The organism is Labrenzia sp. THAF191a (assembly GCF_009363335.1).
In the GTDB taxonomy this organism is placed as follows: domain Bacteria; phylum Pseudomonadota; class Alphaproteobacteria; order Rhizobiales; family Stappiaceae; genus Roseibium; species Roseibium algicola.
The window spans coordinates 3,756,842-3,773,351 of record NZ_CP045333.1; the positions used below are offsets into that span (position 1 = coordinate 3,756,842).

Annotated in this window: 14 protein-coding genes; 11 read left to right on the plus strand and 3 right to left on the minus strand. The window is 59.8% G+C overall.

Features of this window, described 5'->3' with window-relative positions; all coding sequences use genetic code 11:
• Positions 1-2 precede the first annotated feature (2 nt).
• The 4 genes from xrtT to FIV05_RS17285 all read left to right on the plus strand — a co-directional run bounded on the left by xrtT (position 3) and on the right by FIV05_RS17285 (position 5,787).
• A complete protein-coding gene (gene xrtT / locus FIV05_RS17270; protein WP_209010074.1) occupies positions 3-1,055 on the plus strand; it encodes an exosortase T in 1,053 nt (350 codons plus the stop codon).
• Positions 1,052-3,370: a VIT and VWA domain-containing protein gene (locus FIV05_RS17275; protein ID WP_152510420.1), complete on the plus strand. Its 2,319-nt coding sequence runs from the start codon at positions 1,052-1,054 to the stop codon at positions 3,368-3,370. Before xrtT ends, FIV05_RS17275 begins: the two co-directional genes overlap by 4 nt.
• Positions 3,371-3,436: 66 nt before the next feature.
• Positions 3,437-4,159 carry a response regulator transcription factor gene (locus tag FIV05_RS17280; protein ID WP_152510421.1) on the plus strand — a complete coding sequence of 241 codons (723 nt, stop codon included), beginning with the start codon at positions 3,437-3,439 and terminating at the stop codon, positions 4,157-4,159.
• Positions 4,156-5,787 (plus strand): histidine kinase dimerization/phospho-acceptor domain-containing protein, encoded by a 1,632-nt coding sequence (locus FIV05_RS17285; protein WP_152510422.1) that lies wholly within the window; start codon positions 4,156-4,158, stop codon positions 5,785-5,787. Before FIV05_RS17280 ends, FIV05_RS17285 begins: the two co-directional genes overlap by 4 nt.
• Here FIV05_RS17285 and FIV05_RS17290 read toward each other — a convergent pair.
• Entirely contained in the window at positions 5,765-6,661 is an 897-nt protein-coding gene (locus FIV05_RS17290) for a LysR family transcriptional regulator (protein WP_023000934.1), read from the minus strand. The genes FIV05_RS17285 and FIV05_RS17290 overlap by 23 nt on opposite strands.
• A gap of 176 nt (positions 6,662-6,837) precedes the next feature.
• Here FIV05_RS17290 and FIV05_RS17295 point away from each other — a divergent pair, with 176 nt between their 5' ends.
• Together FIV05_RS17295 and FIV05_RS17300 are read left to right on the plus strand one after the other, a co-directional pair.
• Positions 6,838-7,458, plus strand: a complete 621-nt coding sequence (locus FIV05_RS17295; protein WP_152510423.1) for a glutathione S-transferase — start codon at positions 6,838-6,840, stop codon at positions 7,456-7,458.
• Between the two features lie 76 nt (positions 7,459-7,534).
• Entirely contained in the window at positions 7,535-9,187 is a 1,653-nt protein-coding gene (locus tag FIV05_RS17300; protein WP_152510424.1) for a pyridoxamine 5'-phosphate oxidase family protein, read from the plus strand.
• Between the two features lie 28 nt (positions 9,188-9,215).
• Here the strand turns inward: FIV05_RS17300 and FIV05_RS17305 are convergent, their stop codons facing one another.
• On the minus strand, positions 9,216-9,596 hold the full coding sequence (locus FIV05_RS17305; protein ID WP_055654985.1) for a VOC family protein: 381 nt from the start codon (positions 9,594-9,596) through the stop codon (positions 9,216-9,218).
• A 707-nt stretch (positions 9,597-10,303) separates the two neighbouring features.
• Here FIV05_RS17305 and FIV05_RS17310 point away from each other — a divergent pair.
• A complete protein-coding gene (locus FIV05_RS17310) occupies positions 10,304-11,434 on the plus strand; it encodes a type III PLP-dependent enzyme (RefSeq protein WP_023000938.1) in 1,131 nt (376 codons plus the stop codon).
• Positions 11,435-11,444: 10 nt separating this feature from the next.
• On the plus strand, positions 11,445-11,996 hold the full coding sequence (locus FIV05_RS17315) for an N-acetyltransferase (RefSeq protein WP_152510425.1): 552 nt from the start codon (positions 11,445-11,447) through the stop codon (positions 11,994-11,996).
• Positions 11,997-12,092: 96 nt separating this feature from the next.
• On the opposite strand, the gene FIV05_RS31625 is transcribed toward FIV05_RS17315, so the two are convergent.
• Complete coding sequence (locus tag FIV05_RS31625) at positions 12,093-12,614, minus strand: hypothetical protein (protein WP_173013724.1); 522 nt, start codon at positions 12,612-12,614, stop codon at positions 12,093-12,095.
• 286 nt (positions 12,615-12,900) lie between these two features.
• Here FIV05_RS31625 and FIV05_RS17320 point away from each other — a divergent pair, with 286 nt between their 5' ends.
• The 3 genes from FIV05_RS17320 to FIV05_RS17330 all read left to right on the plus strand — a co-directional run bounded on the left by FIV05_RS17320 (position 12,901) and on the right by FIV05_RS17330 (position 16,460).
• Positions 12,901-14,286, plus strand: coding sequence for a homospermidine synthase (locus tag FIV05_RS17320; protein WP_152511964.1), 1,386 nt, complete (start codon positions 12,901-12,903; stop codon positions 14,284-14,286).
• A gap of 175 nt (positions 14,287-14,461) precedes the next feature.
• A complete protein-coding gene (locus FIV05_RS17325; protein ID WP_152510426.1) occupies positions 14,462-15,577 on the plus strand; it encodes a hypothetical protein in 1,116 nt (371 codons plus the stop codon).
• A 412-nt stretch (positions 15,578-15,989) separates the two neighbouring features.
• Positions 15,990-16,460 carry a cytochrome b/b6 domain-containing protein gene (locus tag FIV05_RS17330; protein WP_286202310.1) on the plus strand — a complete coding sequence of 157 codons (471 nt, stop codon included), beginning with the start codon at positions 15,990-15,992 and terminating at the stop codon, positions 16,458-16,460.
• Positions 16,461-16,510: the final 50 nt, after the last annotated feature.

The following is a 16,510-nucleotide window of genomic DNA, read 5'->3' on the forward strand; positions in this document are numbered from 1 at the left end:
AACTGTCGGCCAAGCTTTCCTGCGGCGGTCTCGGCCTCTTCTTTTCGGATCTCTCGTGCTCAGGCATCCGGATCGGACTTGCCGGCAAGGACGTTCTGGTGGACCTGCCTTGCTCGGGCACATCCGGGCTGATGCTCGCCATGGCCTTTCTGGTCATCCTGACTGCGCTTTACCGGCCGAACCTGCTGACTGCCGTACTCTGGATTGGCATCACGCTCGGACTTGCTCTCATCGGCAATTCTCTGCGCATCGCTTTGCTTGCCGTCGGCATTGCCTATCCGGAAAGTGTCCTGGAGGCCGATGTCATGGCGCAGCCGCTTCACGACATTATCGGTTATCTGACGCTTCTTCTGTCGATGGCACCGGTGCTGGCGTTCTACAAGCCACGTCCTGCTGAGTGGCGCGCTGCCCGGGCTGTCTTCAGCTTGCCGGTGATGTCGCGGCCCTTGCAGAAGATGTCTGCTCTGGTGTTCCTGAGCCTTGCCTTGTTCATCGTCAGCCTGCCGAGGCACGCGCTTGATGTCTCGGCTTCATCCCGGCCTCAGCCGCTGCCTTTGACACTGGCAGGTGAGGTCGGTGTCGATGAAGCGCTGTTGCCGATCGAGGAGCAATATTTCCGGCAATACGGTGGCCACGCCCAGAAGCGGCGCTACGGGCCGATGGCACTGACGCTCGTGCACACCTCTTCGCCGCTGCGCCATCTGCACGCCCCGGACGATTGCCTGCGCGGGATGGGCTTCGATGTGACCTTTGTCGGCAGCCGTTTCGAACCGGTTCCGACAGCGCTCTACCGGGCCCGGTCGGAAACCGGTGGGGACTGGCGCGTTGCCGTTACCTTTACTTCGAGCACCGGCGAGACGACCCACAACATCGCCGAGGCGATCTGGCTGTGGCTGAAACGGCCCGGCACCACCTGGACCAGCATTCAGCGAATTACCCCGTGGACTCTGGACGAGCCGAAACGCGCCGCCTTTGAGGCCGCCGCAGGGGCTGCGCTCGATCTCAACACCCGCACTTCCGGTAATTTCCCTGCCCAAAAGGAGAAACGCATATGACGTTCCTGTCCCCATTGGCGTCTGCCAATTCTCTGAAAGCCACTCTGGCAGCCTCGCTGGCTATCGTCTTTGGCACCCTTTCAGCACTGCCGGCTTCAGCCGAGCCAGACCTCGACGATCTGTCCGGCACCGTGGTCGCCACAGCCGATGGCAAGGAGATCCATCTGCCGCTTCTGAAGGCCGATTACAGGGTCGAGGTTGACGGCGATGTTGCCCATGTGGAACTGACGCAGACCTTCCTGAACCCGACCAAGCTGCCACTTAACGCGACCTATCTGTTTCCGCTGAACCAGAAGGCCGCCATCTACGCCATGCGGATGGATCTCGACGGCGAGACCATCGTGGCCCGGATGAAGAAGAAGGAAGATGCCAGGGCAACCTTCGAGAAGGCGAAACGGGAAGGCAAGGCCGCTGCCCTTCTGACGCAGCACCGGCCCAATATGTTCACCCAGGATATTGCGCATCTGATGCCCGGTCGCCCGGTGAAGGTGACACTGGAATACGCCCAGACCGTCCCCAAGATCGACGGCGCCTATGAGCTGGTGATGCCGATGGTGGTGGGGCCGCGTTACGAAGGACTGGGCGCGCAAGCCGCCCTGAAGCCTTCGCAAAACATCGCGGACAAGCGAGTGCCGGAGGACGACAGTCCCGGATACGGCGATACTGAATATGCGAGCGATGTGCCCGTCTTTGCGAAACCTGCTGCCTTCAAGCACAGTGAAACAGTCTCCGGCTGGCAGATCGACAAGCTTCCGGCCTATCCGGAGGTCATCGGGCAGAATGCTCCGAAGGAAATCGATCCGAGGCGGGTGTCGCTGGAACTTGCTCTCAAGGCACCGATGCCTGTCTCGCGGCTGTCGAGCGATACCCATGCACTGGAGGTTTCAAGCCAGGGCGAAATGCGGACAGTTCGCTTCAAGTCCGGCAGGGCCATCGACAATCGGGACTTCGTTTTGCGTTACGAGCTTGCCGCACAGAGCAATGTTGCTGCCGGTGTCTCGTCCCGGTACGAAGCCGATGGCGGGGGCTATTTTTCGCTGCTGATCGAGCCGCCGAAACTGCCGGCTGAAGACATGATTGGCCAGCGCGAGCTTGTCTTCGTGCTGGATACATCCGGGTCCATGAGCGGGCAGCCGATCGAAGCGAGCAAGACCTTCATGACGGCAGCGATCAAGTCTCTGCGCTCTGATGACTATTTCCGCATCCTCCGCTTTTCCAATAACACCTCCCAATTTGCCGGAAATGCTGTTCTGGCAACGGAGCGAAACAAGCGGCAGGCCTTGAAGTTCGTGGCTGGTCTTTCGACCGGTGGCGGGACGGAAATCAACCAGGCCGTAAACACCGCCTTCGATCAAGCGCAGCCGGAAAACACCACCCGTATCGTTGTCTTTCTGACCGACGGTTACATCGGCGACGAGGCGACCGTGATCTCGAGTGTCGCGAGCCGTATCGGCAAGGCGCGTATCTATGCCTTCGGCGTCGGCAACTCGGTCAACCGGTTCCTGCTGGATGCGATGGCCACAGAGGGCAGGGGCTATGCCCGCTATGTGGCTTTGGGAGAAGATGCGGGCGAAGCGGCGGAAAGCCTTGCCGCAAACCTGAAGACACCGCTCCTGACAGACATCACCATCGACTGGAACGGTCTCAAGGTCGAGGGACAGAGCCCGGCCAGGATACCCGATCTGTTCGAAGGCGGCTCGGTGCGCGTGATGGGGCGATACGCTGCCGGCGGCAAGCACACGATTTTCATCAACGGTCTGGTCAACGGACATGCTGCCAGACTGCCGCTTGAAATCGACCTGAAGTCTTCTGTCGACGGCAGTGCGGTTTCCAGTCGGGCCCTGCCGCTGATCTGGGCGCGCGAGCAGATTTTCGACAAGGAGCGCGCCTATACGATCGGCGGCAGCACCGACACGCAACTGAAGCAGGAAATCGTCGATCTGGGCCTGACCTATTCGCTTCAGACCCGGTTCACGTCCTTTGTCGCCGTCTCTGAAAAGGTGGTGAACGGCGCACCGGCGACCGCCTCTCACCGAAACGTGCCCTTGCCGCAAGTTGCAGGCGTTTCGACCAATGCCTATCCGTCCTTGAACCTTTCCGGCAGTTCCGCGCCGGAGCCGGAAGGCATATTGGGAGTGATGCTGGTCCTCCTGGCTGTGGCTGCCCGGTTCCGGCTTCAACTGGCAAATAGCTTCCGCAAGTTGCGGGAAAGGGTTCGCGGGTTCCGGTCACGCGATGAGGAAGCTGCGTCTGGCGAGCTGGATCTTGCCTTGCCCCGCACGTTGCGCCGGGATGGTTGGTGGCTGGAAACCTGATCCGTGCTTCGCTATTGGTAACGCTCCCGCAGGCAACTGCGGGAGCCATTTTTCGGGAAGAGACATTTGCCAGGTCAAACCATTCTTGTTGTCGATGACGACCCGCATATCCGGGACGTCATCTGTTTCGCGCTTCAAAAAGCGTCCTATGTGTTCGAAGTTGCCGCTGACGGGAAGGAAGCGCTCGACAAGGCGCTTTTATGCAATCCGTCCCTGATCGTTCTGGACATCGGCCTGCCGGAAATGGACGGGCTGGACGTCTGCCGACACCTGCGCCGCACGTCGGAGGTGCCGATCCTGTTTCTGTCGGCACGCGATGACGAGATCGACAGGATCGTCGGCCTGGAACTGGGTGCCGACGACTATGTGACCAAACCTTTCAGCCCGCGCGAACTGATCGCCCGCGTCGGCGCGATCCTGAAGCGCTATGGCACACCCGCGGCAGCCGAAACGGTTGAAGACCTGCCTGCGCTGCGTTTCGGTGCGGTCGAACTTGACCGGTCGCAGCGCCATGTGACAGTCGGTGGAACGCCTGTCACGCTCACGGCCATCGAGTTCGATATCCTGGCCACCCTGCTGGCCCGGCCGAAGATCGTCTTTACCCGCGAGCAGATCCTCCAGAATGCCTACCGGGACAATATCCACGTCTCCGATCGCACCATCGACAGCCACATCCGCAACATCCGCGCCAAGCTTGGAACCGTTGGATGCGGCGATGCCATCGAGACCGTGCACGGCGTCGGATTCCGGCTTGGGCCCTGCCGCGTCGAGAATGGAAACGGCGGATGATCCTGTCGCGCACCTTCCGAGACAAATGGCGTCCGCCGCTGTCGCTCGTGGTGGCGGGGGTTCTTGGCATCATGCTGCTGGTGCCTCTCGCAGGTGTCGCTTTCTTTCGCGTCTATGAAAACCAGCTCATCGAGACGACAGAAGCGGAGCTGATCGGGCAGTCGGCGGCAATTGCCGCGGCAATGGCGCAGCGCCTTGAGGAGATCGGTGGCGCCGACCTGCCTTTGGGGCCGGAGGTTGCGAAGGCTACGGTGGTGCCAGGCAGTCGCAGCATCTATCTGCGAAACCCGGGCGGAAGCTGGACGCCGCAACTTCCGGAACTCGATCTCACGCGCACGACGGTCTTGCCCGGGAGAGGGGCGCCACGGCCGGCTGCCGAACCACCGCTTCTCGAATACCTGAGTGCCGGACAAGCCGTGGACCGCATCCTGCAGGAAACTCAGAAGAAGACCCTGGCCGGTTTCCGGGTGCTGGATTTCAATGGTGTGATCATCGCCGGGCGTGAGGATATCGGCCTGTCGCTTGCCCATGTGGAGGAGATCAAAAGAGCGCTTTCGGGGCATTATGCCAGTGCGCTGCGCGAGCGCATCGTCGACAATCCGCAGCCGATCTATTCCATCAGCCGGGGAACCAGCGTTCGCGTTTTTGTCGCGATGCCGATTATCGTGAGCGACCGGGTCGCGGGCGTTGTCTATGCCTCGCGCACGCCCAGCAACATCCTCAAGGAAATGTTCGTTAAGCGCGAGGCCGTCTTCTGGGTCGTGGTCTTTGTGCTGGCTGCGACTTTTGTCGTCGGGTTCATTTTCGCACGCGCCATCACCGGACCGATCAAGGCACTGACCCGACGTTCTCTGGCGATCGGTAATGGCGAGCGGGAGGCATTGGTGCCGCTTGCCATTCATGGCAACCGCGAGATCCATGCACTTTCAGAAAGCATGCTGGACATGTCGCGCAAGCTGTTCGATCGGAATGACTATATCTCCACCTTCGCCAACCACGTGACCCACGAATTGAAAACGCCGCTGACCTCTATCCAGGGAGCGGCGGAGCTGTTGAAGGATGAAGGGGCGGAGCTGAGCGATGCGGACAGGGAGAAGTTCCTGAGCAATATCCTGCACGATACCGAACGTGCCTCGAAGCTCTTGAACCGGCTTCGTGATCTCGCCCGAGCCGACAGCGTCGAGATCGGCGGGAGTTGCCGGCTGAGCGAGGTTGTCACCGCGCTCAGGAGGCGTTTCGAAGGACTCGAAATCGACCTGTCCGGCGAGGCGGATTTGCCGATGTCGGCGGAAAACGCCCGGATTGTTTTTGAAAACCTGATCGACAACTCCCGTCGCCACGCCGCGTCCAGGGTATCGATTGTTGCTGTGCCCGACGAGAAAGGCCTGACAGTTCAGGTGCAAGACGATGGTGAGGGCATTTCCGAAGGCAATCAGAACCAGGTCTTTGAACTCTTCTTCACCACCCGGCGGCAAAGCGGGGGCACCGGCATGGGGCTTGGCATCGTCCAGGCGCTCTTGAAGGCCCATGGTGCAGCGATCCGACTGCTGCCGGGTGCCGGTGGCGCAACCTTCGAGCTCTCCTTTCCAGTGAAGCCGCCTGCCGTCAGTCCGGCCAGCGGGAACTGAACACTGCGGCCAGATGATCGAGCAGTGCACGCACACGGCGGGTCAGGTGCCTGTTGGGTGGGTAGAGTGCATAGAGGCCGAACGTGTCGGTCTTGTATTCCGGCAGCACGTGCTCAAGCCGTCCGTCTGCCAGGGCGTCCTCGATGGCATAGAGCGGCGCGATGGTGAGGCCGAGACCGCCCATTGCCATACGGGCCAGGGCTCCGGGCGAGTTGGAGCGGACGGCACCATGCAGCCGGATGACCTGCTCTTCATCCCCGGAATGAAACCGCCAGGTGTTGAGTTCGGTCTGATTGCTGTCGACAAGGCAGACATGGGTTGAAAGGGCTCTTGGGTCCTGCGGTCTGCCGTGCCGCTTCAGATAATCCGGTGAGGCACAAAGAACCAGCGGCATGCCGGCCAGCTTGCGAGCGATCAGGGTGGAATCCCGCAAGGCTCCGATGCGGATCGCCAGATCGAGACCTTCCTCCACCAGGGCAAGCCGGTGATCGGTCAGGCGCATATCCACCTCGACATCCGGATGCTTGCGCAGGAAAGGGACAAGCGCCTCGCTCAGCCTCGTGCTGCCGAAGCCGGTCGGGGCCGTCAGTCTGATCTGGCCGGCCAGGGCGCCCTGACGTTCACGCACAAGCGAATCCAGATCATCGATCTGCTCCAGGATCGGCCGGCAATGCTCCAGATAGGCTGCGCCGACGTCGGTCAGGGACACACTGCGCGTGGTCCGGTTGAAAAGCTGGGTCTTCAACTGGCCTTCCAAATGCTGGACATATTTGCTGACAAGCTTGGTCGACAGGCCCAGCCGTCGCCCCGCGCTTGTGAAGGATCCTTCCTGCGCGACGGCGATGAAGGCTCGCATGGTTTCGATCTTGTCCATCACTATTGTCCTCGGCGGATCCTGCTCTCATCAACTAATTATCCCTTATTTGTACATAATCATTGAATGAATTCGAAGATTATTTCTATTCAAGGCAGGAGGCATATTGCAGGCAGCGGACCGGACAAAGACGCTTCGGCCGCAGAAAGATCCTTCAAGGCAAGAGGAAGCTGGCGATGTCCAACGCAATCAAGATCCACCGTTTTCCGCTCTCCGGTCACTGCCACCGGGTGGAACTCTTTTCCAGCCTCACCGGCATCAATTACGAGCTGGTCGAGGTCGACCTGGCCAATGGCGAGCACAAACGCGATCCGTTCCTGAAACTCAATCCGGTGGGCCTGGTTCCGGTCATCGAAGATGGTCCGACCGTGCTCTCGGATTCCAACGCGATCCTCGTCTACCTGGCCCGCAAATATGCGCCGGACTGGCTGCCGACAGATCCGTATCTGGAAGCGGAAGTCCATCGCTTCCTGGCCTTTGCCGCCGGTGAACTTGCAAGCGGCCCGGGTGCGGCGCGGTTGATCACGGTCTTCGGACGGCCGCTTGATCCGGAACGCGCGAAGTCTGTCGCCAAGGTGGCTTTCGATAATCTGGAAGCCCATCTCGATGGCCGCGAGTGGCTCGTTGGCGACCGGCCGACGATCGCCGACATCGCCATCTACAGCTACACGGCGCATGCGCCGGAAGGCAACGTTTCGCTGGAACCCTATCCGCGCATCCGCGGTCTTTTGAAGCGTATCGAGGCCTTGCCGGGCTTTGTGGCCATGCCGGCGACCAAGGCAGGCCTTGCCGCGTAACGTTTCCCCGAACTGCAGGTCCTTGCGAGCAAGGGCCTGCGTCTGGCGTTCCTGAAGGTACCGAGAGGATTTGACGATGGCTGAGATCGATGAGACTGCAAACCGGACGGTCATCCCTTCTCCGTTTCATGACGGCGAACGCCAGGTGCAGGAACTACTTGGCGACAGGGACGTGGAGCGATGGGCGCGTGGTGCCATCCGCGGCTTCATGCCGGATCAGCATCGGGCCTTCTACGAGGACCAGCCATTCATGATCGCCTCGGCACGCGATGCTGCCGGTCGCCCCTGGGCGACAGTGCTGGAGGGCTGGCCCGGATTTGTACGCTCACCCGATCCCGGGTCGTTGACGATTTCAGCGCGTCCTGTCGCAGGAGACGCCCTGGAAGAGGCATTTGTCGAAGGCGCGGATGTCGGGTTCATCGGGATCGAACTTGCGACCCGGCGGCGCAATCGCGTCAACGGGACAGTCGCCTCCGCAGGGGGTGACGGGTTCCGGTTTGCTGTCGGGCAGTCGTTCGGAAATTGCCCGCAATATATCCGGGCACGGGATGTGCGCTGGAGCACGGAAGCTGTCTCGGGAGAAGCCGTTCGTGGATCGCGTCTGAGTGCTACGCAAACGGCGTGGATCAGGTCTGCCGATACGTTTTTCATCGCAACCGGCTACCGGGGAGAGGGCGATGACGAGGCCTTCGGCATGGACGTGTCTCACCGGGGTGGTGAACGCGGCTTCGTGCATGTTCTGGATGATCGTCGGCTGATCTTCCCCGACTATGCTGGCAACAGGTTCTACAACACGCTTGGCAACATTCTGGCGGATGCGAGAACAGGGCTGTTGTTCCTGGATTTTGCAAGCGGCAGCCTGTTGCAGGTGACCGGTCGGGCAACGATCGTTTGGGATAAGGAAGAAGTGGCGAAAGTGCCTGGTGCACGTCAACTCGTGTCCTTCGAGGTCGACGAAATCGTTGAACTGACGTCGGTCTTGCATTTGCGCTGGCAGAAGGATGCATCGGCAATCCGGTCGTTGAGGCTCGCCGAGAAAATCCGGGAAAGTTCCGACGTGACGTCGTTCGTGTTCGAGGCTCGCGACGAGGGAGCTTTGCCTTCGTTCAAGGCCGGTCAGCATTTGCCGATCGAACTCAGCCTTCCTGCCGGCCACGGCAAGATCCAGCGAAGCTATTCGCTATCCGGCGATCCGTCCGAAGGCCGCTATCGAATATCCGTGAAGCGCGAGCCGAACGGACTTGTCTCGCGTCTCCTGCATGATGTGCTTCAGGTTGGCGGATACATAGACGCTGGAAGGCCGGCTGGTGATTTTGCGCTGCCGGAGACGAAAGACCCGGTGGTGCTGGCAAGTGCGGGCATCGGTATCACGCCGCTCCTGAGCATGCTGCATCATCTGGCAGGTGAGGATGGGAGCCGGCCCGTGTGGTTCGTCCAGAGTGTCAGGGATGGTGATCATCATCCCTTCCGGCAGGAAGTCGAAAGCCTGACGGCGGGGAGGCCGAACATTCAGCACGAGATCCGTTATAGCCGCCCGCAGCCTTCGGACGTTTCAGGTCAGGATTATGATGCGGTCGGCCGGATAACGGCACAAGATCTGCTGGACTTGTCACCCCTACTGCAGACGCAATACTTCCTGTGCGGTCCGTCTGCCTTCCTGGCTGATCTGAAGTCCGGGCTCGAACAGCTCGGTGTTTCGCAGGAGCGGATCCACTTCGAAGCCTTTTGAGGGCGATCCGGGAGTTTCGATCCGGTCGTCAGCCTTCCGGGGTGAAGTCGACATGGATATGGTTGCCGTCCGGGTCCCAGACATTGATGGCAACCGTCCCCGTGCCGGGCTGAACGGAGCGGCGATAACGTTCGCCGCGCTCGTTCAGTCTTGCTTCGAAAGCTTCCAGGCCGGAAGCGGTAAAGGCGAAATGTTCCAGTTTCAGCTTTGCTTCGGATCCGGTCGCTTCCGGCCCCTCAACGCCGACCAGATGAATGGCAGCATCGTTACCCGCGTAGAGCCAGGCGCCTGGAAAGGGAAAATCGGGACGCGGTCCGGGTTCCATCCCGAGAATGTCGCCATACCAGGCGATCAGTTCGTCGAGCCGCGTGGTGCGAAGATTGACGTGGTCTAGCTTTCCGATCTTCATGCGCTGGCCTTTCCCGAGCGGTCCGTTTTGTCCGGTAAGTGGTGATTTGCTGTCTGACCCTCGAGGGCTGGCAAGTCAATGCCGGTCGGCATCCAAGGGACCGTGCAAGGCACCGCGAAACGTCTGCCGGGACTGTCACAATTTTTAGCAAATAGTTAAGGCGGGGCAAGGCTTTCGGCTCTGAAGACCACTCGTCCGGTTCAGCGTGAAAAAAAAACCTTCTGCAACTGAAAATTTCCTATTGCATCGGGGGGCGAACGGGCGCATATACGCCTTGCCCAAATTCGCACGTGCCCGTGGTCGTCCATGGGATGTTCAACAAGACATCTCTTAAGGGGCCGCTGCCAGACAATCCGCCAAGGGGCGGGGCAGTTGAGATCCGGACGGCTTAAAGCAACGACGTAAGAGGGCTTTTTTGGTCTCTGCCGGGGTTTCCAACCTCCGGCGTCACTGAAGAGGCACTTGTTACATCATTGCCCGACGTGCGGTTCGGTTCTCCCGATCCAATCAACGGCATTTCCCGACGCGGGAAAGCTTTGTGCTGCTTGGCAGTCGCATAGCCCAACCGTCGCTGCAGTCAACCCGGCCTCCGGTTCCATCCCGGGGGAGGCCCGGTGCGCATTGCAGCCCCCTGTGACGTGAACGCAGCGCGCACGCCAAGGATTAGCGCGCCTGCGGCTGAGATTGAGAAAGAGGGGAGCCCCCCAATGAGCGACCGTATCCGCGATTTCCTCCGCCGACGTGACGAAGATGGCCCGTGCGTTGTTGTCGATCTCGACATCGTGCGCGACAACTTTGAAGCTTTTGCCAAGTCCCTGCCGGACACCTCCGTCTACTACGCAGTGAAAGCCAACCCGGCACCTGAAATCCTGTCGCTCCTGGAAAGCCTCGGCTCCTCCTTCGATTGCGCCTCCGTCGGCGAAATCGAAATGGTGCTGGCAACCGGCGCATCCGCCGACCGCATTTCCTACGGCAACACGATCAAGAAGGAGAAGGATATTGCGCGTGCCTATCAGTATGGTGTCCGCCTCTTCGCCGTCGACTGCGTCGAAGAAGTTGAAAAAATCGCCCGCGTTGCCCCTGGCTCCAAAATCTTCTGCCGCGTCCTGTGCGACGGTGTCGGCGCCGAGTGGCCGCTCTCCCGCAAATTCGGCTGCGACCCCGAAATGGCGCCCGACGTCCTCGAACACGGGCACCGGCTCGGCCTTGTCGCCCATGGCGTTTCCTTCCATGTCGGCTCCCAGCAAGCCAACCTCACGGCGTGGGATCTCGCTCTCGCCATGGCAGCAGGCGTTTTCCAGGAAATGGCGCTCCGCGGCATCGAACTGAAAATGGTCAACATGGGTGGGGGCTTCCCGACCCGTTACCTGAAGGACGTCCCGGGCGTTTCGACATACGGCGAAGCGATCTTCCAGGCGCTGTGCAAGCACTTCGGCAACCGTCTGCCGTCCACCATCATCGAGCCGGGCCGCGGCATGGTCGGCAATGCCGGCATGATCGAAGCTGAAGTCGTGCTGATTTCCCGCAAATCCGCAAACGACGAAGTGCGCTGGGTCTATCTCGATATCGGCAAGTTCCACGGTCTGGCCGAAACCATGGACGAGGCGATCCGTTATCCGATCCGCACCCCGCGCGACGGCGACACCACCGCACCTTGCGTGCTGGCCGGCCCGACCTGCGATAGCGTCGACGTTCTTTACGAAAAGACGCCGTACGAACTGCCGGTGAGCCTGTCCATTGGCGACAAGGTGCTGATCGAGGCTTGTGGTGCCTACACCACGACCTATTCCACGGTCGGCTTCAACGGCTTCGCGCCGCTGGCGTCCTTCGTCATCTGAGGCAAGTGCCATGATTGATATTGTGGACGAGGCGCCGGATCACACCGGCGCCCGCGAGGGTCTGCTTGACCTTTGTTTCGGTGAGGACCGCTTCAGGAAAACCTCCGAGCGTCTGCGTGAAGGCCGGCTTCCGGTCTTCGCATTTTCTGCAATCGACGAATCTGGCAAGCTCGTTGGCACGGTAAGGCTCTGGTCTGTGGCGGACCGCAACGGCTCGCAAAGCCTGTTGCTCGGACCCCTTGCCGTCGATCCGGGTTGCCGGGGACTGAAGGTCGGAGACCGCCTGATGCGGCACGCCCTCAACCAGGCTGCCGTGCTTGGCCATGGATCTGTGATCCTGGTCGGCGATCAGCCGTATTATACCCGCTTCGGTTTTGCTGCGGGCCTTCTCGACAAGGTCGGGATGCCGGGACCGGTGGACTATCACCGTTTCCTCGCACTGGAGTTCACTCCAGGGCACGTTGACGGCCTGGAGGGTGTGCTTTCGGCATCCGGTGTACCGGATCCGATGGCAGTACCGGCTGCCCGGGAAGACGTCTTCTCGGTTTCGCAAGCAATTTGAAGCTTTCGACTTGGAGACGGCGGCGAAGTTTTTCGCCGCCGTCTCTTGTTTTTTAAGCACAGGCTTGTTTGTTTAAAAATAACAGGGTTGAGACGGTCATTTGTCTTTCCTTGAACGGGCTTTCATCGAGAAGACTTGAAATTCCTGCAGAAACCAGCCACACCTAACAAAGGCGCAATAAGTGCGCTTTGCTGTTTGAAGGATTTCCCAACGGGCCGGACCCTCTGGAAGCGATGTGGGCGGCATATCGGATAGGATTGGAGTTACGCATATGACCGACGACACCAACGACGGTGCGCCGAAGAAGCCGGCGGTAAAAGCTGCCGCAAAGCCAACAACACGGCGCAAGACCACATCGCGTACGCCTGCTTCCAGAGCCGCATCGGAAAAGCCGGCAAGCTCCAGATCGACACCTGCCAAATCATCGTCCGCGAAGCCGGCAGCAGCCAAGGCTGCACCCGCCAAACCCGCTGCAGCCAAGGCCGCGCCCGCCAAACCCGCTGCTGCGAAACCGGCGGCCGCGAAACCGGCTGCTGCAAAATCTTCGGCCAAAACGGCTTCTGCAAAACCTGCTGCTGCGAAACCCGCAACCAAGAAGCCGTCCGCATCCGCCGCCAAGGCAGCTGACGTGAAGGCACCCGCAAAGTCTGTGGCGGCCACAAAATCTTCGACAAGCAGGACACCGAAACCTGCAGCTGCGAAAGCGCCGGCCAAGGCTGCGGCCAAGCCGGCTGCCAAAAAGGCAGCTCCGGTGAAGCCGGTAGCAGCGAATGCTTCTAAGGCGAAGACAGCCGCTCCTAAAGCTTCTGCACCGAAGGCAGCAGCTTCGAAGGCTGCTGAACCGAAAGCAGGTTCCACTGCATCAGCAGGCGCCGTTCACGGAACGATCACCGGTCCGCTTGTGATGATCGGTCTCGGTTCCATCGGCAAGGGAACACTGCCGCTGATCGAGCGTCATTTCAATTTCGACAAGAACCGGTTCACGGTCATCGACCCGGTCGATGGCGATGCCAAGCTTGTGACCGACCGGGGATACCGGTTTGAAAAAGTCGCCCTGACGCCTGAAAACTACAAGGACATACTCACGCCTTTGCTCACAGAGGGCGAGGGGCAGGGGTTTGTCGTTAATCTGTCTGTCGACACTTCATCTCTGGACCTGATGAAACTCTGCCGCAAGCTTGGCGTGCTCTATATCGACACGGTGGTCGAACCCTGGCCGGGGTTCTACTTCGACGACACCGTAACGGCTGCCGACCGGACCAATTATGCGCTGCGTGAGGCCGTACGACGCGAAAAGAAGAAACATCCTGGCGGCACTACGGCAGTTTCCTGCTGCGGCGCCAATCCTGGCATGGTCTCCTGGTTCGTGAAGAAGGCACTGGTGGATATCGCGACCGATACCGGCGTCAAGTTCAAGGAACCGTCCAGCCAGAAGGGCTGGGCGAAGCTGATGAAGAAAGTGGGTGTCAAGGGCATCCATATTGCCGAGCGTGACACTCAGCGAGCCAAGGAACCGAAACCGTTCGGCGAGTTCTGGAACACCTGGTCGGTGGAAGGTTTCCTGTCCGAAGGTTTCCAGCCTGCGGAACTCGGCTGGGGTACGCACGAAACCTGGAAGCCTGCGAACGCCAAGAAGCACAAGAAGGGCTGCAAGGCGGCGATCTATCTGGAACAGCCGGGCGCCAACACCCGTGTGCGGACCTGGTGCCCGACGCCGGGCGCGCAATATGGCTTCCTCGTCACGCACAATGAAGCGATCTCCATCGCCGATTACTTCTCCGTGGGCGACGGCAAGAAGGTCAGCTATCGCCCGACATGCCACTATGCCTATCATCCGGCGAACGTGGCCGTACTCTCGCTACATGAACTGTTCGGCTCCGCAGGAAAGGTTCAGGAGACGCTGCACGTTCTCGACGAAAGTGAACTGCAGGACGGCATCGATGAACTCGGCGTCCTGCTCTACGGTCACAAGAAGAACGCCTACTGGTATGGCTCGCAGCTGTCTGTGGAGGAGGCCCGGGACCTTGCGCCGTATCAGAACGCGACCGGTCTGCAGGTGACTTCGGCCGTTCTGGCCGGAATGGTCTGGGCGTTGGAGAATCCGGAAGCCGGCATCGTCGAGACGGACGAGATGGACTACAAGCGCTGCCTCGAAATTCAGCTGCCGTATCTTGGGCCGGTCAAAGGCTATTATACGGACTGGACTCCGCTGGAGGGGCGGCCAGGCTTCTACAAGGAAGATATCGACACCAAGGATCCCTGGCAGTTCCGTAACATTCTGGTGCGATAGGGAAAAAGAGCAACCTTTGGTGAATATAGCCGCCGGGTAACTCCGGCGGCTTTTTTGTTTTTTGTTAAAATTTGGAAAGTCGCCGAGCACGAAAACTTTGTGATCTACATAACATTCTTGAAATAGATTCTGGCTGAATATACGTCATAGGGTGCAACCATTCGGCGAGGGCAAGGTGAAAGTCGACCAGGCAAGACTGAACGCTGCCATCCGGGGCCTTTATGAGGCCGCGGTTACGGCGGAGCTCTGGAAGCCGGCCATGGAAGAGGTGACAGACGCTCTCCAGGCAAAGAGTTGTCACTTCTTCTCCAACAACCTGACAGATGCGGGGGACGATCTCTTCGTCACGGTTCGCATGGATCCTGATTTTCACAAGGATTACATGGGCACTTACGCAGAGCTTGATGTCAGGTATCCGCGCATCATGGATGCACCGGTCGGAAGAGTTCTGCACGGAGATCTCCTGTGGACCGACGAAGAGCGGATGGCCAGTCCCGTCTATCACGAGAACCTGCTGCCTTTCGAACTCTACGAGGTAACTGGCGCCCAGCTCGCCATGCCCGATCGCTTGAGCTGGCTTGGCTTTTCTCTCTATGACGAGGAGCCTTGGGAAAAAGACCAGCTTGAGGCACAGCAGCTCATCCTCGGCCATACCCGGCAGGCCTTGCGGATCCATCTGACACTGGCTGAAGCAAAAGCGAATACGGAAACGCTCGGCAATCTCCTGACAGCACGCGGGCAAGGGATAATCCTGGTGACCGCAGGGGGCAGGATCGTCTTCGCGAACGATCAGGCCGAAGCCTTGCAGCAAGAACAGGTTCTGAAAATGAGCAGCCGGGGACTTGTCTTCCGGGACAGGGCCTTGAACCGGCGACTTGCGCTTGCACTGGACGCCCTTCACTTCCGTTCGAGCGTTCCTTCAGGCGAGACCGTTACGCTCACCGATACAACGGATCATCAGATCGGCGTCCGCTTCCTGCCCGTTCCCGGAGGAATAGGTGGTGGCGGTTCGATGCTGGCTGTCCTGTGTATTCCGCTCCACATGCAGCGTGGGCCGGACCCATCTGAGATCAGGCAATTTGCCGGATTGTTCCGCCTGACACCTTCCGAGGAGCTTGTGGTTGGCGCAATCGCGTCCGGGCAGGATCTGTCGCAACATTGCGTTGAGCGCGGCATCTCACTCGACACTGCAAGAAAACACCTGAAGAATACAATGGCCAAGGCCAACTGCCGCTCGCAGAAAGACCTTCTGCGGCTGGTCGAGCGGTTCTGCTTCTTCCGTCTTCGCTGACCTGCGAAGCTCTTGCCATCCGGAATGCCTGACAGATTTATACTGGATCCGTTGTCGCTGATCTTGCCGGACCCGGGCCGCCTTGCGTTGTTTCCCCCGGTTTGTACCAAGACCACTTGCACCTGCTTTTCAGGCAGTGTCGCTGGTCACAGGGGGCAGGGAAGGGGATGAGCTAACAAGAGACGGTGACAGGGCTCGTGACAGGTTCAAACGCTGGTGACAACGATTGCCATCTACCCGAACCTGACGGGCAGCCGACCGTGAAAGAACCGGGCGCAAAACGAACCCGGGCTGTTAAGGCATAAAAAGGACAATGACAGTGCTGAATTCCATGGAAACAACTTCGCGAACCGATGCGCATCCCCTTGGACCGGAAAGCCGTCATGCCGGAACCACCAGGATCCTGCACTGGATGATTGCCGCTTTGGTTCTGGCGACATGGCCACTGGGCTACGTGATCAAGTTCGTGAAAAGCGATGTGTCCCTGGATTTCTACCTGCTGCACGAAAGTTTCGGCTTTCTGGTGCTCTGGCTGATGCTGGTTCGTGTCGGCAACAAGCTTGTTGCCCGAAAGCCGGCGGAGGAGGGCCCGGCTCTGGAACGACTGGCGGCCAGCGTCGTTCACGGCTTCCTCTATCTGTTCTTGATCGTCATGCCTGTGAGCGGGTTTCTGGCGACAAACGCTCATGGATTTCCGCTGAGCTGGTTCGGCCTGGTTCCGGTCTGGAGCCCGATCGGCAAGTCGCCAGACATTGCGGGGACACTGTCGGCCACTCATTCCTGGAGCGCATGGGCTTTGCTGGCACTGTTTGCCCTTCACATCGGCGCGGTACTGTTCCACCACGTTCTGAGGCGTGACCGGACACTCTACAGGATCCTCTGAGCCGAACAGCCAGTGCTGGGCAACGCTGACCGCTTCCTCCCGTGGTGAGC